The organism is Croceicoccus gelatinilyticus (genome assembly GCF_018398395.1).
GTDB lineage: Bacteria > Pseudomonadota > Alphaproteobacteria > Sphingomonadales > Sphingomonadaceae > Croceicoccus > Croceicoccus gelatinilyticus.
In genome coordinates this window covers 105123-125773 of sequence record NZ_JAHCBF010000004.1, presented here as the reverse complement: position 1 = coordinate 125773, position 20651 = coordinate 105123, and the positions used below count along the sequence as shown (strand labels likewise).

20 protein-coding genes are annotated in these 20651 nt (G+C 62.8%); 10 read left to right on the top strand and 10 right to left on the bottom strand.

Annotated features, from left to right (window positions below; genetic code table 11):
* Positions 1 to 5: 5 nt before the first annotated feature.
* Positions 6 to 776 carry an enoyl-CoA hydratase/isomerase family protein gene (locus KIH45_RS10000; protein ID WP_213175864.1) on the top strand — a complete coding sequence of 257 codons (771 nt, stop codon included), beginning with the start codon at positions 6 to 8 and terminating at the stop codon, positions 774 to 776.
* Positions 777 to 787: 11 nt separating this feature from the next.
* Here KIH45_RS10000 and KIH45_RS09995 read toward each other — a convergent pair whose 3' ends face one another.
* Positions 788 to 1417, bottom strand: coding sequence for a TetR/AcrR family transcriptional regulator (locus tag KIH45_RS09995; protein WP_213175863.1), 630 nt, complete (start codon positions 1415 to 1417; stop codon positions 788 to 790).
* 215 nt (positions 1418 to 1632) lie between these two features.
* Here KIH45_RS09995 and KIH45_RS09990 point away from each other — a divergent pair, with 215 nt between their 5' ends.
* The 5 genes from KIH45_RS09990 to KIH45_RS09970 all read left to right on the top strand — a co-directional run bounded on the left by KIH45_RS09990 (position 1633) and on the right by KIH45_RS09970 (position 5638).
* Positions 1633 to 2859 carry an aromatic ring-hydroxylating oxygenase subunit alpha gene (locus KIH45_RS09990; protein ID WP_213175862.1) on the top strand — a complete coding sequence of 409 codons (1227 nt, stop codon included), beginning with the start codon at positions 1633 to 1635 and terminating at the stop codon, positions 2857 to 2859.
* Positions 2860 to 2905: 46 nt separating this feature from the next.
* Entirely contained in the window at positions 2906 to 3709 is an 804-nt protein-coding gene (locus KIH45_RS09985; RefSeq protein WP_213175861.1) for an SDR family oxidoreductase, read from the top strand.
* Positions 3706 to 4173, top strand: a complete 468-nt coding sequence (locus KIH45_RS09980) for a VOC family protein (RefSeq protein WP_213175860.1) — start codon at positions 3706 to 3708, stop codon at positions 4171 to 4173. Before KIH45_RS09985 ends, KIH45_RS09980 begins: the two co-directional genes overlap by 4 nt.
* Positions 4174 to 4241: 68 nt before the next feature.
* On the top strand, positions 4242 to 5144 hold the full coding sequence (locus KIH45_RS09975; protein ID WP_337925454.1) for an acyl-CoA thioesterase: 903 nt from the start codon (positions 4242 to 4244) through the stop codon (positions 5142 to 5144).
* On the top strand, positions 5141 to 5638 hold the full coding sequence (locus tag KIH45_RS09970; protein WP_213175858.1) for a MaoC/PaaZ C-terminal domain-containing protein: 498 nt from the start codon (positions 5141 to 5143) through the stop codon (positions 5636 to 5638). The genes KIH45_RS09975 and KIH45_RS09970 overlap by 4 nt, the downstream gene beginning before the upstream one ends.
* A 12-nt stretch (positions 5639 to 5650) precedes the next feature.
* Here KIH45_RS09970 and KIH45_RS09965 read toward each other — a convergent pair whose 3' ends face one another.
* The 4 genes from KIH45_RS09965 to KIH45_RS09950 form a co-directional block, all read right to left on the bottom strand.
* Positions 5651 to 6811 (bottom strand): acyl-CoA dehydrogenase family protein, encoded by a 1161-nt coding sequence (locus tag KIH45_RS09965; protein WP_213175857.1) that lies wholly within the window; start codon positions 6809 to 6811, stop codon positions 5651 to 5653.
* Positions 6812 to 6837: 26 nt separating this feature from the next.
* Entirely contained in the window at positions 6838 to 8205 is a 1368-nt protein-coding gene (locus KIH45_RS09960; protein ID WP_225899815.1) for an aromatic ring-hydroxylating oxygenase subunit alpha, read from the bottom strand.
* Positions 8205 to 8966, bottom strand: coding sequence for an SDR family NAD(P)-dependent oxidoreductase (locus KIH45_RS09955; RefSeq protein ID WP_213175856.1), 762 nt, complete (start codon positions 8964 to 8966; stop codon positions 8205 to 8207). Before KIH45_RS09955 ends, KIH45_RS09960 begins: the two co-directional genes overlap by 1 nt.
* A gap of 134 nt (positions 8967 to 9100) precedes the next feature.
* On the bottom strand, positions 9101 to 10738 hold the full coding sequence (locus KIH45_RS09950; RefSeq protein WP_213175855.1) for a class I adenylate-forming enzyme family protein: 1638 nt from the start codon (positions 10736 to 10738) through the stop codon (positions 9101 to 9103).
* Between the two features lie 252 nt (positions 10739 to 10990).
* Between KIH45_RS09950 and KIH45_RS09945 the strand changes: the two genes are divergently transcribed.
* The 3 genes from KIH45_RS09945 to KIH45_RS09935 all read left to right on the top strand — a co-directional run bounded on the left by KIH45_RS09945 (position 10991) and on the right by KIH45_RS09935 (position 13512).
* Positions 10991 to 11641: a TetR/AcrR family transcriptional regulator gene (locus KIH45_RS09945; RefSeq protein WP_213175854.1), complete on the top strand. Its 651-nt coding sequence runs from the start codon at positions 10991 to 10993 to the stop codon at positions 11639 to 11641.
* Positions 11642 to 11782: 141 nt separating this feature from the next.
* Entirely contained in the window at positions 11783 to 12700 is a 918-nt protein-coding gene (locus KIH45_RS09940) for an SDR family oxidoreductase (protein WP_213175853.1), read from the top strand.
* Positions 12701 to 12759: 59 nt separating this feature from the next.
* Positions 12760 to 13512: an SDR family oxidoreductase gene (locus KIH45_RS09935; protein ID WP_213175852.1), complete on the top strand. Its 753-nt coding sequence runs from the start codon at positions 12760 to 12762 to the stop codon at positions 13510 to 13512.
* 75 nt (positions 13513 to 13587) lie between these two features.
* Here the strand turns inward: KIH45_RS09935 and KIH45_RS09930 are convergent, their stop codons facing one another.
* The gene (locus tag KIH45_RS09930) at positions 13588 to 14934 is read right to left on the bottom strand and encodes an aromatic ring-hydroxylating oxygenase subunit alpha (RefSeq protein ID WP_213175851.1); all 1347 of its coding nucleotides are present in this window, start codon (positions 14932 to 14934) and stop codon (positions 13588 to 13590) included.
* Positions 14931 to 16283, bottom strand: a complete 1353-nt coding sequence (locus KIH45_RS09925; protein ID WP_213175850.1) for an aromatic ring-hydroxylating oxygenase subunit alpha — start codon at positions 16281 to 16283, stop codon at positions 14931 to 14933. The genes KIH45_RS09930 and KIH45_RS09925 overlap by 4 nt, the downstream gene beginning before the upstream one ends.
* Before the next feature lie 178 nt (positions 16284 to 16461).
* Between KIH45_RS09925 and KIH45_RS09920 the strand changes: the two genes are divergently transcribed.
* Positions 16462 to 16995: a VOC family protein gene (locus KIH45_RS09920; RefSeq protein WP_213175849.1), complete on the top strand. Its 534-nt coding sequence runs from the start codon at positions 16462 to 16464 to the stop codon at positions 16993 to 16995.
* 13 nt (positions 16996 to 17008) lie between these two features.
* On the opposite strand, the gene KIH45_RS09915 is transcribed toward KIH45_RS09920, so the two are convergent.
* The 3 genes from KIH45_RS09915 to KIH45_RS09905 are packed head-to-tail and all read right to left on the bottom strand — an operon-like array spanning position 17009 to position 20639.
* Complete coding sequence (locus KIH45_RS09915; RefSeq protein ID WP_337925453.1) at positions 17009 to 19384, bottom strand: membrane-bound PQQ-dependent dehydrogenase, glucose/quinate/shikimate family; 2376 nt, start codon at positions 19382 to 19384, stop codon at positions 17009 to 17011.
* A 6-nt stretch (positions 19385 to 19390) separates the two neighbouring features.
* Positions 19391 to 19633, bottom strand: a complete 243-nt coding sequence (locus tag KIH45_RS09910; protein WP_213175848.1) for a biotin/lipoyl-containing protein — start codon at positions 19631 to 19633, stop codon at positions 19391 to 19393.
* Between the two features lie 16 nt (positions 19634 to 19649).
* The gene (locus KIH45_RS09905) at positions 19650 to 20639 is read right to left on the bottom strand and encodes an alpha-ketoacid dehydrogenase subunit beta (RefSeq protein WP_213175847.1); all 990 of its coding nucleotides are present in this window, start codon (positions 20637 to 20639) and stop codon (positions 19650 to 19652) included.
* Positions 20640 to 20651: the final 12 nt, after the last annotated feature.

Sequence of the window (20651 nt, the reverse complement as noted above, 5' to 3'; positions counted from 1 at the left end):
GCGTCATGACGGGTCTCGTCACAGAAACGCACGGCAAGGTCCGCGTGCTGCGGATCGACAGGCCGAAGGCGAGCAATTCGCTTGATGCCGCCACGTCCGCCGCGATCGACGCGGCCGTTACCGAGGCGGAAGCCGACGACGCGATCGGCGCGATGGTCATCACCGGCACCGGCGACCGCGCGTTCTGCGCAGGGATGGACCTGAAGGAAGCGGCCGAACACGGCGCGGGTCACGGGTTGATCCCGGGGCGCGGCTTTGGCGGGATCACCGAACGCAAGCGCAACAAGCCGCTGATCGCCGCGATCAACGGCACGGCCGTCGCGGGCGGCTTCGAAATCATGATGGCCTGCGACATGGTCTTTGCTGCCGAACACGCGTTTATGGGTGTGAGCGAAGTGAAGCGCGGGCTTTTCGCCTTTGCCGGCGGTATCCAGCGGCTGGCCCACCAGGTGCCGCGCGCGACTGCACTGGCGATGATCATGACCGGCGAACTGTTCCCGGCGCGGCGCCTTTACGACCTTGGCGTCGTCACCGAAGTCGTGCCGGGGGCCGAGCTGATGGAGCGGACGCTGGCCGTGACCGGCGGGATGCTGGAAAACAGCTGGCAGGCGATCCGCAACGGGCGCGAATTGTACGAGCTTTCGACCGGCGTCTCGATCGAACAGGCGCTGGCGCTGGGCAATGCATGGGGCAAGGCAACGCTGGACAGCGCTGACAGCCGCGAGGGCGTTACGGCCTACGCCGAAAAACGCGGAGCCTCGTTCGGCAAGGACTGACCCGCACGTCATCAGGTCTTGCGAAGACCGCCAAGACCCATCGCCAGCGCATGGTCGCAAAGCCGCCGCGTGGTCAGGCCGCTGGCCGGTTTCACCCAGCCGTGCAGGGAATTTAGAAAACCCAGCAGGCATAGCGCGCTGACTTTCGGGTCGAGATCGTCGCGCAAGTCGCCTTCGACCTGTCCGCGCGCGATCAGCCGTTCCACTGCCTTGCGATAATTGCGTTCGGCGACGTCGAATTCGCGCGCGCGGTCGGGCGTCAGATGGCGGTGTGCTTCGATGAAACCGGCAGTGAATACGCGTTCGGTGCAGATGTACTTGGCATGGGCGGTGATGACTTCTTCCAGTCGCTCCAATGCCTGACCTTCGCGTTCCGCGATCTTGGTAAGGACCAGCACGCCGCGGGAATGCGCCTCGCGCAGGACGTGGACCAGAAGATCGCTCTTGCCGTTGATGTAGTGATAGAGGCTGCCCTTGAGCATGCCGACACGCTCGGCAATTTCGCGCAGGGAAGTCGCCTCGTAGCCTTTCTGAGCGAAGAGGGCGGCCGAAACCGCCACGACTTGTGCCCAACGTTCCTCTCGATCTTTTCTCTGCGCCGGATCGGCATGCGAGATGTCGTCCAGTATATTGGCGTCCATCGATCCTCTCCAAGATCGCTTCCACCAAACGGGCGTTTGGTAGAAATGTCCGTTTATCTGCGCCCCGGCGTACCGAATGTTGACGTTCTACACCCGAAAGAGCTAGCTTCGCAACCATCGTGCGTGACGAATCAAAAACAGTCATGTATGTTTTTAATAGAACATCGGAGCGCTGCCCCCAATTGCGCTCGCACGATGCATGGGAGAAGACATCGATGCTCGATCTGGTTACGAACCAAAAACCGGAAAACGACTTCGCGCGTATGGATTACGAACGGGACCGCAAGGGCCCGCCCGAAGGCTTCCCGAACCTGCCGGACATTCCCGGCAGCCGGTACACCGACGCCGAATTCCTGCGCCTTGAAAAGGAAATGATGTGGGACAAGGCGTGGCTCTATGCCGGCCATGTCGACCAGCTTCCCGAGAAGGGTTCATGGTTCCTGTGGCGCAATTCGGGCGTGCCGATCATCGTCGTGCGCACGCTGCAGGACGAGTACAAGGCGTTCTACAACACCTGCCAGCACCGCGGCGCGCCGCTCGTTACTGAGGATAGCGGCAAGGACCGCGGATTTGTCTGCGGCTATCACGGGTGGAGCTACACGCTCGACGGCAAGCTGACGGCAGTGCGTGACAAGCGCGACTTCGTCGATCTCGATTTCTCGTGCCGCAGCCTCGTGCAGGTGCGCTGCGAAATGCTCGGCTCGATGATCTTCGTGAACAAGGACGACGATGCCGAGCCGCTGATGGAACACATCGGCCCGATGGCAAAGCAGCTGGAGCAGTTCGAGCTCGACAAGCTTCGCCTCGTCGACAGCCGCGAGTACGAAGTGGACTGCAACGTCAAAGTCCTGCTCGACGCCTTCCTTGAAGTCTATCACCTGAAGTCGATCCACATCGACACGGTGGACCGCTTTCTCGACCACCGCGCGATGATCGTCACGCTCTGGCCCAACGGGCACAGCCGCATGGCAACGCCGAACCGCCGTCCCGACTGGGTCGATCCGGGCACGGTGGGCATGCCGGAAATCCCCTCGATCACCGAGTTTCCGGCCAAGAACAACGTCAGCTACCAGATCTACCCGAACTTCGTGATGCCACCGGCACCGACGGGGATTCCGATCCTGCAGTTCTGGCCGCTGGGTCCGCGCAAGTCGCGGGTCGTATCCAGCTGGCTCGCGCCCGATCACGATCCGGAAAATCCGCACCCCCTCTGGCCGACGCGCCTCAGCAACTGGGAGCGTATTCTTTACGAGGATCTGCAGTACGCGCCGCAGATCCAGGAATCCCTCGAAAGCCCCGGTTTCAAGGGTATGCCGCTCAATTACCAAGAGCGCCGCATCTACCACTGGCACGAGGAACTGGATCGTCGCATCGGCCTCAATCGCGTGCCCGAACATGCACGGGTCGAACAGGTGCTGGGCGACTGGGTTCAGAAAGACTGATCGGCCAAAAAGGCCGGCAGGACACTAGTTGGAGAGGAGGCCTTACATGGCCAATCTGGACGGAAAGGTCGCCGTCGTCATGGGCGCGGCGAACCGGGACAACATGGCGCAGGTCATCGCGCGCAGGCTGGCGAGCGACGGCGCGAAAGTCGTCGTCGCGGGCCGCAACGCGGGGCCGCTTGAGGAACTGGCGCAAGAGATCGGCGGCATTGCCGTGGCAAACTGCGATCTTACCAGCGAGGAAGACCTTGCCCGGCTGGCCAAGGCGGCGGTCGACGGGTTCGGTGGCCTCGACATCGCGGTGAACGCGACGGGGTGGGGGCTGCTGAAGCCTTTCCTCAAGAACACCAAGGAAGAAGTCGAGAAGATGGCCGCGCTTCAGTTCACTGGCGCGTTCCTGTTCTATCAGGCGATGCTGCGGGTGATGAACGACGGCGGGTCGCTGATTCAGATTTCGTCGGCCACGGCCTCGATCATGCTGGAGGATCACGCCGCCTACATGGGAACGAAGGCAGGGGCGGACCACGTGATCCGCTGCGTCGCCAACGAATTCGGCCATCGCGGCATTCGCGCTAACTCGGTCGCGCCGGGTTTTACCGTTACGCCGATGACCGAGGCGGCTTCGAAGAACGAGGCAATCGTCGATACCTTCACCAAGGAATACCCGCTGGGCCGCGTGGGCACGAGCGAGGACATCGCGGAAGCCGTGTCCTGGCTGGCGAGCGATGCCTGTTTCATGAGCGGGCAGGTCCTGCAGGTGAATGGCGGTCTGACGCTACGCCGCAATCCCACGAACCGCGAGATCGTGACCGCGGTAAAGGCCGCACGCGCCGCGGAACCGGCAGAATGATCCGCGGGGTTCACCACCTCGCCATCTCGACCCCTGATATCGAGCGTTTCATCGATCACTACGAACGCTGGTTCGGGTTCGAGCGTGCGGGCGGTGGCGGCTGGGAGCCGGGGAACGAGCGTATCGACACGATGGTCGGCCTGAAAGACAGCCAGGCGAAATACGCGATGATCCGGCTGGGCAATCTGCATATCGAGGTCTTTGAATATGCCAGCAACGATCCGCAGGAAGTTCGACCGCGCATGTGCGATCGGGGCATCACGCACCTGTGCCTCTATTGCGATGACGTCTTCGCCGAATACGAGCGGCTGAAGGCGTTGGGCATGGAGTTCAATTGCCCGCCCGGTGGCAGCGCGGCAACGCGCGCGACTTATGGCCGCGACTGCGACGGCAATGTCGTCGAGATCCTCCAGATCGTCGATCCCGACTGCGCCTTCGCCTTCGAGAAACAGCAGTTCGCCTGATGGATGGCCCTGTTTCGGCAGGCGGGCCGGGCTTGGCAGGGAGGCCGGGCGGGGCTTATGCGAACGACGTGACTGAACAGAACCCCTATCCCGACGATCCGCAGGACGAGCGCGAGCACCTCTTCGAATTTCAGGAGATCGCGCCCGACCGCTTTACCGTAGCCCCTGTTCGCAGCGGGCTCTTGCGCCTGTTCGGCGGGGCGATCCTGTCGCAGTGCCTTGATGCGGCGCGCCGGACCGTGCCCGAGGACAAGATCGCGCACAGCCTTCACGCCTATTACATGAAGCCGGGCATGACGGACGCCGTGAACGAGATCGAAGTCACGCGCGAAACCGACGGGCGCAGTTTTGCGACGCGCGCGGTTCGCATGACGCAAGGTGATGCGCCGCTGATGCGGATGATGGCGTCGTTCAAGGTGGACGAGGATGGCAGCAGGCAATCCATGCCGATGCCCGACGTACCTGCGCCAGAGACGCTGGAGCCGCTGGCCGACATCTTTACCCGTTTTGCGGAGGACCTCTCGCCGCGTCACGGGCCGTTCTGGCTTCGCCGCCAGCAGATCGACTGGCGCCCGGTGCAGCCATTTCCTTTCCGCAATGCTGAGCGGCTGGAGCCTTGCCGCCAGTTCTGGTTCCGTTTCACCGGCACGATCGACGGTCCGCACCACGTGCATCAACGCTGGCTGGCCTACGCCTCGGACATGCATATCTTCCAGACGGGGTTGGGTCCCATGGGGCTCGACTGGTCGGATGACCGGATGCAAACATCCAGCCTTGATCACGCAATGTGGTTCCACGACCGATTCCGCGTCGACGAGTGGCTGCTTTACGCCATGGATTCACCGGCGGGTGGCAATTCGCTCGCCTTTGGGCGGGGCAATATCTTCCGGCGTGACGGGACCTGCGTCGCCAGCGTTTGCCAGCAGGGGCTGGCCCGGATGCTGGACCAGAAGCGGGAAGGCAAATTGTGAGCGAAACGTACGAAGCGCGCGAGCCCTATCGCACGTTCGAAGATCTTGCCGTCGGCGAAAAGCGCGTGTCGAAAAGCCGGACCGTGACGGCGGAGGAGATGATCGATTTCGCCCGCAAATATGACCCGCAGTGGTTCCATGCCGATGCCGACGCGGCAAAGGATTCGGTCTTCGGAGAAGTCGTCGCCAGCGGTATCTACGTGCTCGCTCTCTGGCGGCAGATGGATCACGAGATCAACTGGGACATCGATTTTGTTTGCGGCGTGGGCTGGGACGAATTGCGCCTGAAACGCGCCATCCGCGCCGGCGACACGATCCACGTGACGAGCGAGATCGTGAGCCTTGAACCGTCGAAAACCCGCGACGACCGCGGCACGGCGTTGACCCGCTATGCCGTGATGCTGGAGGACGGGACCGAGTGCGTGACCTTCACCAGCATCAATCTCGTCTATACCCGCGAAGGGCGGGCAAGGATGGCCGGCACCGCAGGGTAGCGGCGCCGGAAATCAGCGCCGCTGGTCGAACCGGCGGCCCAGCATGGCCGAGGCGATGTTGACCTTCTGGATGTCGATCGCACCGCCCGCGATGCCCCAGCCCCAGGCATCGCGCAGGCGGCGTTCCATCGGGAATTCCTTGGAATAGCCGTATGCACCCATCAGCTGCATCGCCTCGCCCGTAACCTCGCGCGAGATCGTGTTGGCAAAGCACTTGCCGGTGGAGCTGTGGAGCACCGAGGGCAGGCCGTCCTCTGCCTGCGAAGCGGCGCGCCAGATGAGGAGGCGCGCAGCCTCGCACTTCATCTGCATTTCGGCGAGCTTGAGCTGCACCGCCTGGAACTCCGCGATCGGCTTGCCGAACTGCTTGCGTTCCTGGACGTATTCGCAAACGTCCTCAAGCGCGCCCGAGGCCTGCGCCAGCGACATCGTCGCGTTGCCGCAACGTTCGAGGTCGAAGGCTTCCATCAGCTTCTTGAAGCCGCCGGCAGGCACGATGATGTTGCCGACCGGCACTTCGCAATCGTCGAAGTTGAGATCGGACGAAGGCACGCCGCGAAAGCCCATCAGCTGTTCATTCGGGCCGAACGACAGGCCCGGCGCGTCCTTTTCGACCAGCACGGCGCCGATACCCTTGGCCCCCGGATCGTCGGACAGGCGACAATAGACGACATAGGCATCGGCATGGCCGCCGCCCGAACACCAGCGCTTGGTGCCGTTGATGACGATCTTGTCGCCCTTCACGACCCCCTTGGTCTTGAGATCGGTCAGCGCCGAACCCGCATCGGGTTCCGACATCGACACCGCGACCACCATGTCGCCCGCACAGACGGCAGGGACCACGCGCTTTTTCAATTCATCAGAGGCGAAGTGTTCGATCGCGCGAACCGGACCGACCGAGCTTTCGAAGACCGGAAAGCCGATGGCCGAGGAAATCTTGCCGAATTCCTCCAGCACGATCAGAGCCTCGATATTGCCGAGGCCGAGCCCGCCCAGATCGCTCGACACGTTGATGCCGAGAAAGCCGAGTTCGGCAAAACGCTTCACCAGTTCGCGGCTGGGCGGCTTGTTGTCGCGTTCCAGTTCGGCGGCAATGCCGGGCAGTTCGTTGCGGGCGAAATCGCGTGCGGCTTCCTGCAGCTGCTGCTGGTCTTCGGTCAGGCTGAAATTCATGTCTGGGGTCCTGCGTCGGGCAAGTCTTAAAGGTCGTCCGCGGTCTTCTGTCCGGGGCCGTAGATGTAGTCGTCCAGCACCTTGTGGAAGTGCCGGATGCGCTGCTCCTGATCACCGATCCAAAGGCCGGGGAAGTATTCGGACTGCATTCCCGTCTGCACGGTCGGCAGGTTGAAAGCGTCCTGATCCAGAACCTGCCCGATCGACTTGTCGCCGTGCTTGAAGCGTTTGTGCTTCACGCGCTCGGGCCATTCCTCGCCTTCGGGGACGAGCTCGAACATCCAGATGTCGTAGTACATCTTGTTCGGGTCGGTCGCGTGCGGGCGCTGGCGGAACAGCATGATGTCATCGGCGTGGACGTTCACGGCCACGTTCGGGAAGATCATGTAGTGATAGTCATCGGTCAGCTGATCGTCGTTCAGCTCCGAATAGTCCTTGCCCTGTGCCGGGCCATGCTCGCGCTTGAACTTCTGCACGTCGACGCGGATGTCGGACACGCGGCCTTCGTATTCGGCAGGGTCCATGCCGGCATTGACCATGATCTCGTAGATCGCGGGCGGAATTTGAGAAGGCATGTGGACGCGCGGGCTGATCGCGGCGAACGGGATCAGGTAGCGGTTGTGCTTGCCGTAACAGTCGATCTGGACGTTGATGTCGTCGAGATACCACTTCAGCTGCGGGTGGATGCCCTGCACGTGGTAAGTCTCGTTGAACGCGTCGACCGACGTCTTCCAGTTGCAGTCCCACTCGACCGTGATGTCGCGTTTCCACGCCATGCGTTCGGGATGATACGGTTCAAGGTGCTGCTTCAGCGGATCGATGAAGTCGTCGAACGGCTCGACGTCGGGGTTGAGCGAGAACCAGACGAAGCTGTTCCATTCCACACAAGGCAGCGGCTGGGCCGACATGCCCGGAGGGCCGCCCTGCAGAAACGTGCACAGATCGGGGATGTGTTCCAGCTTGCCGTCGAGGCCGTAAGTCCAGTGGTGATACATGCACTGGAACTTCTCGGCATTGCCGCGACCTTCGGGACGCAGGCGGTTGCCGCGGTGCAGGCACACGTTGGGAAAGCAGCGGATTGAACCGTCCACCTGCCGCACGATCAGAACCGATTCCTTGCCGATCTCTGTGCAGATGTAGTCGCCAGCTTCCTTCAGGTCGTCCGACCGTCCGCCCAGAAGCCAGGTCTTGGTCCAGATCTTCTCCCACTCCATCGCCATGAATTCGGGCGAGTAGTAGCGGGCGGCGGGGATGATGTCGGTGCCAAGCTCCGGATCCGGTGCTTTTTCGACCGGCGTGCCGTTGCCCGTCGTCTCGGGATCGACGCGCGGCACGTCGACGACGCGAAGCGCGTCCATCGCCGCCGGATCCCATCCCATGACGTGCTTTTTCATCAGAAGTGCGTCCGGTTCGTGTAGCCCCCGTCGACCACGAGGTGGGAGCCGTTGCACCAGCTCGCCGCGTCGCTGGCGAGGAACGTGATTGCCTTGGCAACTTCTTCGGGACGGCCAAGGCGGCCCATCGGCTGCTGGCGCAGCTGGGCGTTGTAGAACTTTTCCATCGTGCCTTTGATCATGTCCCAGTTACCGCCCTCGAACTCGATCGGGCCGGGGGACACGACGTTGACGCGGATACCGTCCTTGCCGTGATGCAGGGCAAGCTGCTTGCCCCATGTGGCGATGGATGCCTTCAGCGCATTGTACGGCTGCGGGCCGCCCATCGCCTCAAGGATCGAGGTGGTGCCGATCAGAACGATCGAACCGCTTTCCTGTTCGGTCATCGTCGGGATGACGGCATCGACCGCGCGCACCGCGCCCATCAGGTCGACTTCGAACGCGTTGTACCAGTACTTCTCGCTGCCGAGACCCGATCCCGCTGACGTGAAGGGGATCATGATGTCGACGCCGTCGAGTTCCTCGATCGCCCATTCGAACCACGCCTTGTATTCCTCGGCGCTTTTGGCATTTGCGGGTTTGCCGACGACCTTGGTGCCATACTTGCCCAGTTCGGCGACTGCGTCCTTGACGCTGTCCTCGCTACGGGCGGTCAGCGCGATATCGCATCCTTCACGGGCAAGGACTTCTGCGACGGCATAACCGATGCCGCGCGCCGCGCCGACCAGAATGGCCTTTTTCCCCTGCAGTCCAAGATCCATGTTACTCGTTCCTTGCTTCTCCGGCGGTGCGGCGTATCCCCGCATCTCGCCCTTCGTTCACCTCTCGCCTTAGGGGCAGCCCTGCTCCTGACGCAAGATAAAAACAGTCATGACTGACTTTTATATAGGTTTCTTCAGGCCGCCTGCAACTCCTCAACAAGCTCTTCGCGCAGACGGAATTTCTGGATCTTCGAAGTCGACATCGGCCACTCCTCGATGAAACGGATATGGCGCGGGATTTTGAATGAGCTGATCTTGCCCTTGCAGTGTTCGATCAGTTCGGCCTCGCTCGCGCTCTGCCCCTCTGCCAGTTCGACGAAAGCGGCGGGAACTTCGACATAGCGGTCGTCGGGCAGGCCGACGACTTGCGCCAGTTTAACCGCGGGGTGGGTCTGCAGCATCGCCTCGATCTCTGCTGCGGCGACATTTTCGCCGCCGACTTTCAGCATGTCCTTCAAACGGCCGTGGAACATGACGTTCCCGTCCGCATCGATCGAACCGATATCGCCGGTATGGAACCAGCCGTCGCGAATGGCCTCTGCGGTCTTTTCCGGATCGTTGTAATAGCCTTTCAGGCGATTGGGTCCGTTCAAGACGATTTCGCCCTGTTCTCCAGCGGCGCAATCGTTGCCCGTTTCCGGATTGACGATGCGAACGTCCCACTCCTCCAACGGAACGCCGCAGCGCCCGGTGCGGACTTCGTAACTGTCGGAAAGGTGACTGGTCGAAACTGTGCCGGCCCCTTCGGTCAGGCCGTAAGTGCCCACCTGGATCGTGTGCGGCATGGCTTCGGCCACCGCGTTCTTGATCCATTCGGGTTGCACTGCGAAGTTCGAGTTCATCACGCGCAGCTTCGACAGGTCCGTGTCCTTGAAAGTCGGATGCGTGATCAGGTCCTGCATGATCGTGACGAAGCTGGGATAGGCGATGGTCGCGCCTTCGCGGCCCAGCATTTCAAGACCGACTCCGGCATCGAACTTCGGAATGGTCATGTAGGCACCGCCGAGGTCGAGGATCATCGTCATCGGCAGGATGCCCGCGATGTGGAAGATCGGCAGCGGCGACCAGACCTTGTCGTCCATGCCGCACTCGTACCGCACACCAAGGTTGCGGCTGTTCGCGACTTGCGCGCGGTGCGAGATCATCGCGCCCTTCGGGTTCGCGGTCGTTCCCGAAGTATAGAGGATCATCGAGGTGTCTTGCGGGTCGACATCCTCGATCCGCTTGTCGAGTTCGCGCGGGGTAACGACATCGCCGCCAGCCAGCGCATCCTTTGCCGAAAGCAGGTAGGGTGCGCAGTCATCGTCGAGACAGATCACGTTGCGCAGCACGGGCGCTTCGTCCAGCGACAGGTGGCGCGGATCGCCAGCTGACATGAGCGAGGGGAGGGCCGCTTCCAGACGCTCACCGAAGTCGAGATTCTCGGCGACCTTGCCGGTCGTTATGATCGTGACGAGATCGGCGTTGGCGGTGACATAGCCAAGCTCGCTCGCCTGATAACGGGCGTTGATCGGCACCGCGACCGCGCCGGTCATGGTGATGCCGTAAAACGCAGTGATGAAATCGATGCAGGTCGGCAAAAGGATGCCCACGTTCTCACCCGGCTGAACACCCAGCGCGATCAGGGCGCGTGCCCATGCGCGGGCCTGCGCGTTCAACTCGTCATAGCTCAGTCTGGTATCCGGGAAGATGATCGCATCGCGTTCGCCGAATCGCTCGGCCGAGGACCGGATCATTTCGCCCATGGTAAGCACAGGCACACTATCGCCCATCGTGTCTCTCCCAACGTTCCCGTCACGCCGTCTTGGTGCGGCACCGGGGGGTTGTTGCCGGGAAGCTTATCAGCGAAACAGAAAAATACAATCATGCATGAATGTTTTTTCGGTTGGGCCGGCTGTGCGATGCGATCGGCGCGATGCTTGCGTTTTCCGCATCGCTACCCCTAAGGACCAATTGCACAGGAGTGCTGCCTGTCAGACCGTTTCGGGCACGATCCTGCGTCGAGATATTGGAATCGAACTGGCATGAGCACATCGCGCGCGCGCACCAAGGACAGCAGCACGTCGACCGCCAAGGCAGGCGGCGGAACGCTGCAGGCTGCCAAGGCTGCGCAGACGCGCAAGCGCCTGATCGATGCGACGGTGCGCTGCCTCGTCAAGTACGGCTATGCCAAGACCACGACGCCGCGCGTTGCCGAAGAGGCGGGGCTGTCGCGCGGGGCGATGATGCACCACTTCGAAAACGGTGCTGCACTGATCAAGGCTACGATCCGCGAACTGCACGAGAAGCGCCTGCGCGCCTTCCGCCGCGCCGCGGGCGAGACCGAGCATGACGTCGACAACCTGGTCGAGACGTATTGGGCGCAGGTCCAGAAACCGGCGTTCATCGCTTTTCACGAACTGGCCGTTGCCGCGCGCACGGACAAGGATCTGGCCGGTATCATGCAACCGCTGCAGGAAGAATTCCGCGACCGGTTCAATACGCAGGCCGAATCGCTGTTTCCCGAATGGCGCAACTCGCCTGAGGAGTTCGATCTCGCCATGCGCCTGTCGCAGACGATCCTTGAAGGGATGGCGGTCCAGCTTCAGACCGGCGCCATGTCGGCCGAACAGGTGCCGCCCATGCTCACGCACCTTGAAAACCAGATCAGGGCGCTGATGCCGCCGATGGGCTGATCGCTGCGGCCTGCCATCCGGCGGCTCATAATAATAAAACAATCTTGTTTGTCTTTTTGGTGGTTCGGAGTTACCGTCGCCAACGGAGAAGGATGGATGCCGCGACTTTAGGCACCTGATAAAACAAGCAAGGAACACGCCTTGAAAGCAGGATCGTACAAGCCGAAAATCTTCCGGCCCGAAGACGTTACATCCGAAAGGCCCAAGCGCGGCCTCGACGAAGAAGACCTCAAGCTGCAGCAGACGATCTACCGCGAGGATATGCTCGCGGGGAAGACCGTGCTGATCTCCGGCGGCGGCAGCGGCATGGGCAAGGCAACCGCCTACCTCGCGGCAAAGCTGGGCGCGCAAGTCGCCATCTGCGGGCGCGACGAGGAGAAGCTGGAGACCACGGTCAAGCTCGTGAAGGACGAGATCGGGAGCGACGTTCTCGCCCTTGGCACCAACATACGCGACGCCGAGGCTGTCGAAGGCCTGATTGGCAAGGTCCATGACCACTTCGGCGGGCTCGACACGCTGGTCAACAACGCGGGTGGGCAGTTCCCGCAGGACGCGATCGACTTTTCGCGCAAGGGCTGGCTGGCCGTCATCGACACCAACCTCAACGGGACCTGGTGGATGATGCAGGAAGCGGCCAAGCGCTGGCGCGAGGATGGCAAGCCCGGCAACATCGTGAACATCGTCGCCAATGTCGAACGCGGCATGCCGCAGGCGGCGCACACCTGTGCGGCGCGCGCGGGCGTGATCTACCTGTCGAAGACGCTGGCGACCGAGTGGTCGCAGTGGAACATCCGCGTGAACTGCATTGGCCCCGGCGTGATCGAGACCGAGGGTTTCCGCATGTATCCCGAAGAGGCGCTGGCCCGCTTCCACAAGGCGAACCCGATGAAGGAACGCGGCAACGCGTGGGACGTGGCGGAAATGATCGCCTACCTCGCATCGCCCGCGGCGCGGTTCATCAACGGGGACCTCATCATCCTCGACGGTGGACAGGCCCAGTGGGGAGTCGTCTGGCCGGCCGGGATGCCCGACTATTTCAGCGAGGACGGGGCCGCCTGAGCCTGCCCGCTTTCGAATAACCGCGGAAAAACGCGGATCATCATGAAGAGGAGAGGATTATGGGCCGCGTAGAAGGCAAGGTTGCGCTCGTCACGGGTGGCGGTTCGGGGCTTGGCGCTGCCGACAGCGAGGCGCTGGCCGCCGAAGGGGCGACCGTGGTCGTCACCGACGTGAAGCAGGAAACCGCGCAGGACGTTGCTGACCGCATCGGAGGCGGCGCGATTGCACTGGCGCTCGACGTGTCGAGCGAGGAGCATTGGCAGTCGGTCATGGCCGAGATCAAGGCGAAGTTCGGCAGGCTCGACATCCTGGTGAACAACGCGGGCGTCGTGCTCAACGCCGATGTCGAGGATACGAGCCTCGAGAAATTCCGCTGGGTCAACGCGATCATGACCGACGGGGTCTTCCTCGGCATGAAGTACGCGATTCCGCTGATGAACGAGAATGATGGCGGCTCGATCATCAATATGAGCTCGACCGGCGCGCTGCTCGGCTATCCGATCTTCTTCGCCTATTCCGCCGCCAAGGGCGCGGTGCGTTCGATGACCAAGTCGGTCGCGGTGATGTGCCAGGAAAAGGGCTACAAGATCCGCTGCAATTCGGTTCACCCCGGCGCGATCGAAACCCCGATGGTGCAAACCGCGGAAGGCCGCGATGCCAAGCCCGTGGCCGAAGGCGTCCTGCCGCCCGGAACGCCCGGCGCGCCGAAGGACGTTGCCGCGTTGGTCCTTTACCTCGCCAGCGATGAATCCCGCTTCGTGAACGGTGCCGAACTTGTCATCGACAATGGCGTGACGATCCGGCCCTTCTAAACTTTAGCCTCCCAAAAAAGTGCCCTGCCTCCGACGGGGAGGCAGGGCCAGGGAGGTGGCTATTTGGCCGGCTCTCTACTTGTCGAGCCAGCGATCCAGTTCGGTGTGGAAGTGGCGCAGGCGCGCTTCCTGTTCGCACCACAGCGGGCCCTTGAACCCGCGTGACCTTGCGCCCTTCTGCACGATCGGCAGCAGGTCGGAATCCTGATCCAGCACTTCGCCCATGCCCGGCGGTTCGCCTAGGCCGGTGTGCACGACCTCGGGCCGCGTCGCGCCGGTCACGTCGACATCGTCGCCAAGCCCCATCCAGCCCGGCGCGCCATATCCGGGCGCATCGACATGGCGGTACATGATCGTCGTTTCGTACGTGAACTGCTCGGGATCGCTCTCGTGCGGGTTGAAGCGGTGCAGGAACACCGCCTCGGGGTGACAGCCGATCTGGATGTTCGGGAAGATCCCGAAGATCGTCGCATCGGTCAGCTGCGCGTCCGAGAAGTGCGAATAGTCGAGGCCGATCCTTTCCGCTCGGTCCCGCTTGGCCTGCGCCACGGCAGCGCGGCTCTCCATTGCGGTCCCGTCGAAGGTTTCCGGATCGACGCCTGCATCGGCGAGCAGCATGGCGATGCCCGGATTGATGCCCTCCTGATCGGGGAAGTGGGAATTGGGCTGCGCCATCGGCACGAACTGGCGCGACAGGGCATTCGGGAACAGATCGATATGCGTGCGATCGTCGATCACGCCCATCGTTTGCGGATGGATCGCGTGGAGATGATAGCTTTCATAAAAAGCATCGATCCCGCCCTTCCAGTTCGCCGCCCAGTCCGACCGGCGATGCTGCACGACGTGCATCAGGTCGATGCGATAGGTCTCCAGCATGTCGAGGATCGGGGCGAGTAATTCCTGCAGCGGCACAACGTCGTCACTCATCGAGATGAAGACGAGGCCCACCGCTTCCTCGGCGCGGACCGAGGTAAGGTCGGTGCCGTGGCACAGCACTTCGGCGCGGAAGGTCTCCTCGTCGGTGATCTTCTCGTTCTTGCCGTCGATGCCAAAGCGCCACGAATGGAACGGGCAGGTGAAGCTGTCCTGGCTGCCCATGTCGGTTGTGACCAGCCGGCTGCCGCGATGCGGGCACACGTTGTAGTGTGCGTGCACCGCGCCATTCTCGCCGCGAACGACGATGAAGCTTTCGCGCCCGATGTCGACCTTCACCCAGTCGCCCGGTTCCTGAAGATCGCTGGCCGGCGCGGCGAGCAGCCAGGTCTTGGTAAAGACCTTCTCCCACTCCTCCTCGAAGAAGGCCTTCGAGGTATAGCGCGCAGGATCAAGCCGCTCGGCCCCGTTGTCGATGGCGGGGGCCGGCTGGTCGAAGGGGTGGTCTGACCCCTTGTGGACCGCCCAGCTGCGCGGATCGTAGTTCACGAGCCCTTCGCCATGCGGCGATCGAGCTCGCCGTGGAAATGCCGCAGGCGTCCTTCCTGCTCGCTCCACAACGGACCACGGAAGCCCCGCGACTTCGCGCCTTGCTGCACGATCGGCAGAAGATCGGAATCCTGGTCGAGCACTTCGCCAAGACCCGGCGGTTCGCCAAGGCCGGTGTGCACGATTTCGGGACGCGTCTTGCCCGACAGGTCGGTTTCCTCGCCCAGACCCATCCACGCAGGCGCGCAATAACCGGGTGCGTCGACGTGGCGATAGAGGATGCAGGTGTCGTACGTGAACTGGTTCGGGTCTCTTTCGTGCGGCATGAACCGGTGCAGGAAGATCGCCTCGGGGTGGCAGCCGATCTGCGCATTCGGGAACAGCGAATAGACGACCGAATCCGAAAGCTGGCTGTCGCTGAACTTTTCATAGCCGAGGCCGAGTTCGTCGGACCGCTTGCGCTTGGCCTTCTGCACGGCTTCGCGCGTTTCGGCGGCAGTGCCTTCGTAGGTTTCCGGATCGATGCCCGCATCGCGCAGCATGAGCTGGATGCCCGGGTTTACCGTTTCCTGATCGTGATAGCGTTCGGCAGGCTGCGCGAACGGCACGAACTGGCGCGAAAGGCCGCCCGGCCACAGGTCGATCTGGGTGCGATCGTCCATCAGGCACTGCGTCTGCGGGTGCACGGCGTGCAGGTGATAGATTTCGGCAAAGGCGTCGACGCCGCCCTTCCAGTTCGCGCCCCAGTCGGAACGGCGATGCTGGACGACGTACATCTTGTCCATGTCGTAGAGTTCAAGCTGCGGCAGGATCGGCGCGAGCCACTCCTTCAACGGCTCGATATCCGGATCCATCGAGATGAAGACCAGTCCGCACGCCACTTCGCAACGGACAGACGACAGGTCGTGCCCATGGCAAAGCACTTCGGGGCGGAACGTTTCTTCATCGGTGACGGCGACGTTCTTGCCTTCAAGGTCGAACTTCCACGAATGGAACGGGCAAGTGAACTGGTCCACCGAACCGAAATCGGTCGTAACCAGCTGGCTGCCGCGGTGCGGGCACACGTTGTAGTGCGCGTTAACCCCGCCATCCTCGCCGCGCACGACGATGAAGCTTTCGGGGCCGATGTCGAACTTGAAGAAGTCGCCAGCCTCCGGAATGTCGGAAATGTGGCCAGCAAGCAGCCACGACTTGCAGAATACCTTCTCCCATTCCTCGCGCATGAATTCGCGGTCGTGATAGCGGCGCGGGTCGGGGCGGCCGGTGCCATTGTCGATCGTGGGCGCACGGTTGTTGAACGGGTGCGGCGTGCCGACGTGGATATTCCAGTCTTCGAAATCGAGCTTCATCAGGCATCCCTCTCCACTGGGATTTTTCCCGGAAATCCGATCCGGGACCGGTCCCGCGTGCGGCTTGTTTTCATGGCCGACTCCACGGGGGCTGGACTGTCATTAAAAAACAGTCATGATTGTTTTGCAAGTGACAAGCGTCATGCACACGACAGGGCGCAGCACGGGAGAGACGAAGATGAGCAAGATCTATGGCACAACGTTCCAGGTAGCCTATGTCGTGCCCGACCTCGACGCAGCGATCGAGCACTGGACGACGAAGATGGGCGTGGGACCTTTCTTCGAATTCCCGATTCCCCTGCCGTTCGAGGAACTGGCCGTGCGCGAGGAGAAGGTGCCCAACGATTACCCTGTCTTTGCAGGCGTGGGCGTATCCTACAGCGGCGACACGATGATCGAACTGATCCAGCCCGGATCAGCCGATTCCACCTATCGCGAATTCCTCGAATCGGGGCAGAGCGGCATCCACCACTTCGGCACGTTCGTCGAAGACTACGACGCGGTGATGGCCGATGCGCGGGCGCGGGGCGTCCCGGTCCTGCTCGAAGGCAAGCTTCCGCTATCGCGCTTTGCCTATCTCGACACCGCCAAGCCGGGGCTGAGCCCGATCGTCGAGATCATCCAGCCCTACGACGCGATGTTCGAAGCCTTCGACATGATCCGCGGCGAGGTTCGCAACTGGGACGGCAAGACAAAGCGCAAGTCGCTCTGACCCGTTCGCCCGCTCAGTCGTCGCCTTCCGGAAGCGCGAAGGCGACGACATGGTCGCCCGGCGTGGTGCCCATGTACATGTGCCCGCCGGCCGCGATCACCACGTACTGCCGCCCCGTCTTTTTCGAACGGTAGGTGATCGGCGTCGCCTGACCGCCTGCGGGCAGGCGGCCCTTCCATAGCTCCTCGCCGGTCTCGGTATCGAAGGCGCGCAGGTAATCGTCGATTGTCGCGCCGATGAACGTCAGGCCCGATGCCGTCGTCACCGATCCGCCGAGGTTGAAGGCGCCGGGGATCCTGATGCCTAGCGGCGCGACATCCTCGCTTGTGCCGATGGTGCGTTTCCACGCAAGCTTGCCGGTCTTGAGGTCGACGGCGGACAGGTGCCCCCACGGCGGCGAAGTGCACGGAATGCCAAGCGGCGAGAGCATCGGCCAGAGGCTGACACCGTAGTTCGTGCCGATCTGCGGCAGATAGCCCGGCGCGTGCGAACTGCTCGCTTCCTCGGGCGTGTCGGCATCGCCGTCGTGCGGGAAAAGCAGGACTTCCTGCGGGATCGCCGCCGAGTTCACGAGCATTAGCCCGCGCGCAGGATCGATGCTGACACTACCCCAGTTGAGCGTGCCGAAAGTGCCGGGATACTCGATCATCCCGCGCTCCGACGGCGGCGTATACAGCCCCTCATAATCGAGCGAGCGGAACCGGATGCGACAATAAAGCTGGTCGAGCGGCGTCGTGCCCCACATCGACGCCTCGGTAAGGTCCGGCGGCGTGAAAGAGGCGAAGTTCGCGTTGAACGGCTGCGTCGGGGAATAGCGTTCGCCCGGTAGATTGCCTTGCGGGACAGGTCTTTCCTCGACCGGCACGAGCGGCTTGCCGGTGCGGCGGTCGAGGATGAAGATCTCGCCCTGCTTGGTTGGTGCGGCCAGTGCGGGAACGGGGCCCTTCGCCGAGGGATAGTCGAAAAGCACCGGCTGGGCCGGAACATCGTAGTCCCAGATATCGTGATGCACGGTCTGGAAGCTCCAGCGCACTTTGCCGGTCGCAACGTCGAGCGCGACGACCGAACTGGCATAGCGCTCCAGCTCTTCGGAACGGTGCGTGCCGACATGGTCGGGCGTGGCATTGCCGGTGGGCAGATAGACAAGGCCGAGGTCCGGATCGGCGCTGAACACGCTCCACGCATTGGGCGAGGCGCGGGTCCACTCTTCGCCGGGGCCGGGCTGCGGCGCATCGTCAGGCCTGCCGCTGTCCCATCCCCAGAGCATCTTGCCGCTCTTCACGTCGTAGGCGCGCACGACGCCCGAGGGATCGTCGTTCGTATAGTTGTCGCGCACGTAGGAGCCGAGGATCGCGACATCGCCGACGATCGCAGGCGGGGACGAGGTATAGGTTCGCAGCGGATCGACCGAACCCAGACCCTCGGTCAGGTCGATGCTGCCGGCCTTGCCGAAGTCGGGGCAGGGGGTGCCGGTTTTCGCATCGCTTGCCAGCAGGCGTCCGTCGACCGTCATCGAGATCACGCGGGCAGCGCAGATGCCGTTGGCTGCGGCATCCGCATGATAGGACACGCCGCGGCAATTCAGCATCTGCGCATTGCCGACATCGGTGCGCGGATCGCGCGTCCAGATGGCCTTGCCCGTATCGGCGTCGAGCGCGAAGACCTTGCCGGTCGGCGAGCACAGGAAGACCGTGTCGTCCACCATCAGCGGTGTCGCCATGAACGAAATCGGCGCGCCGATCTCGGGCCGCTTGGCATTGGTATCGCCGGTCTTGAACGACCATGCCGGTGTCAGGCCGGCAACGTTGGCGGGGGTGATCTGGTCGGCACCCGAATAACGCAGACCCGCCGCATTGCTGCCGTAGGCGGTCCAGTCGGTAGGCCCGTCATCGGCGACGGCTGCGGCAATGCGGCTGGCCCCCGGCGCGACGTCGTATGCGCGCACCTGGAAGAACGCGACCGCCATGACAGCTACCGCCGCCCCTGTCGCAACCGCAGGCAGAAGGCGCGCCACTATCGGGCCCTTTCGCACCAGCGCGCGCTGAACGAAGGGCAGGGCAAGGATCGCCCCGATGACCACCGGCCCTGCCAGGCGCGGGACGAGTTGCCAGAAGGTCAGCCCTACTTCCCACACCGCCCAGACGAGCGTTCCGGCAAGCAGCGCGGCATAGACAGGCAAGGCGCGATGATCGCCGCGCCAGACGAGAAAAGCGGACACAAGACAGGCCGCGCCGGCAAGCGCGTAATAGGCCGACCCGCCAAGCGAGATCAGCCACGCCCCTCCGCCCAGCAGGGCAAGCCCGACAAGGCCGAGGAACACCGCCGCGACGAGGCGCGACCACAGGGGCGGGCGCCGCTCGGCCCCGCCCACGCTTTCCGCTTGTCCCACCGGTCCTTACTCGGTCTCGATGACCATGATCGGCGCGCGTACGTCGACCGTCTCGCCTTCTTCGGCGATGATGCGCAGCACCGTTCCGGAGACGGGGGAAGGGACTTCGACCGTGGTCTTGGCCGCTTCGACCTCGACCAGGTTTTCCCCTTCAGCGACCCTGTCCCCCGGCTGTTTCAGCCACTTGACGATTTCGCCGTCCTGCATCCCCATTCCGTACTGGGGCAGGACTACCGTGAATTCAGCCATGGTGTTCCTTTCCGGCTCAGGCGGGTTGGGTCTGTCGGGTGCCCACGACCTTGCGGGCCGCGTCGACGATGCGTTCTACAGACGGGTAGAGCGGTTTTTCGATGTGCGGACTGAAAGGCAGGTGCGTATCGGGCGTGGTGACCCGCAGGACCGGCGCGCGCAGTGCGTCGAAGGCGTTCTCTACGATCGTGGCCGAAATCTCGCTTGCCGCGCTGCAGGTCATGTGGGCCGGGTCGACGCAGATCGCGCGGCCGGTCTTGCGCACCGACTGCAGGATCAGCTCGCGGTCCAGCGGAACCAGCGTGCGCGGGTCGATGACTTCGGCGGAAATGCCTTCCTGCTCCAGCGCCCTCGCAGCTTTCAGCGCTACGTTCACGCCGCCTGCGATGCCGATGATCGTTACGTCGCTGCCCTCGCGCTTGATGTCGCCCTTGCCCAGCGGGATGACATGCTCTCCCTCGGGCACTTCGTCCTTGGCCATCCAGCAGGTCGAATCCTCGAAGCTGAGCACGGGATCGTCGCTGCGCACGGCGGCTTTCAGCAGGCCCTTCATGTCGCTGGCGCACGACGGGGCGATGATCTTCAGGCCCGGCATGTTCATGAACATCGGATAGGGCCGGTCCGAATGCTGTGCGGCATTGGAATTGCCGTAAAACAGGCACGACCGGATCACGAGCGGGAGCTTGGCCTGACCGCCATAGATGTAACGCGACTTCGCGATGATCGAACAGATCTGGTCCATCGCCGGAAACAGGAAGGACGAAATCGTCGCATCGACGATGGGACGCATTCCCACCATCGCCGCACCGCCCGCGGCCCCGATGAAGCCGTTTTCGGAAATCGGCGTGTCGCGCACGCGCTCCGCGCCGAAGGCGTCTACGAAACCGGTGGTGGTGCCGAAAACGTTGCACCGCACGTCCTCACCCATGATGAAGACCTTGTCGTCGCGCTGCATCTCTTCCTGCTGCGCCTGCATGATCGCTTCTAGAAACGTTATTCTTGCCATTGTCTGGTCCTC

Excerpts from the sequence above, each read along its gene's own strand:
- KIH45_RS10000 (WP_213175864.1), top strand. The coding sequence starts at position 6 with ATGACGGGTCTCGTCACAGAAACGCACGGCAAGGTCCGCGTGCTGCGG.
- KIH45_RS09995 (WP_213175863.1), bottom strand. The coding sequence starts at position 1,417 with ATGGACGCCAATATACTGGACGACATCTCGCATGCCGATCCGGCGCAG.
- KIH45_RS09990 (WP_213175862.1), top strand. The coding sequence starts at position 1,633 with ATGCTCGATCTGGTTACGAACCAAAAACCGGAAAACGACTTCGCGCGT.
- KIH45_RS09985 (WP_213175861.1), top strand. The coding sequence starts at position 2,906 with ATGGCCAATCTGGACGGAAAGGTCGCCGTCGTCATGGGCGCGGCGAAC.
- KIH45_RS09980 (WP_213175860.1), top strand. The coding sequence starts at position 3,706 with ATGATCCGCGGGGTTCACCACCTCGCCATCTCGACCCCTGATATCGAG.
- KIH45_RS09965 (WP_213175857.1), bottom strand. The coding sequence starts at position 6,811 with ATGAATTTCAGCCTGACCGAAGACCAGCAGCAGCTGCAGGAAGCCGCA.
- KIH45_RS09960 (WP_225899815.1), bottom strand. The coding sequence starts at position 8,205 with ATGAAAAAGCACGTCATGGGATGGGATCCGGCGGCGATGGACGCGCTT.
- KIH45_RS09955 (WP_213175856.1), bottom strand. The coding sequence starts at position 8,966 with ATGGATCTTGGACTGCAGGGGAAAAAGGCCATTCTGGTCGGCGCGGCG.
- KIH45_RS09950 (WP_213175855.1), bottom strand. The coding sequence starts at position 10,738 with ATGGGCGATAGTGTGCCTGTGCTTACCATGGGCGAAATGATCCGGTCC.
- KIH45_RS09945 (WP_213175854.1), top strand. The coding sequence starts at position 10,991 with ATGAGCACATCGCGCGCGCGCACCAAGGACAGCAGCACGTCGACCGCC.
- KIH45_RS09935 (WP_213175852.1), top strand. The coding sequence starts at position 12,760 with ATGGGCCGCGTAGAAGGCAAGGTTGCGCTCGTCACGGGTGGCGGTTCG.
- KIH45_RS09925 (WP_213175850.1), bottom strand. The coding sequence starts at position 16,283 with ATGAAGCTCGATTTCGAAGACTGGAATATCCACGTCGGCACGCCGCAC.
- KIH45_RS09920 (WP_213175849.1), top strand. The coding sequence starts at position 16,462 with ATGAGCAAGATCTATGGCACAACGTTCCAGGTAGCCTATGTCGTGCCC.
- KIH45_RS09910 (WP_213175848.1), bottom strand. The coding sequence starts at position 19,633 with ATGGCTGAATTCACGGTAGTCCTGCCCCAGTACGGAATGGGGATGCAG.
- KIH45_RS09905 (WP_213175847.1), bottom strand. The coding sequence starts at position 20,639 with ATGGCAAGAATAACGTTTCTAGAAGCGATCATGCAGGCGCAGCAGGAA.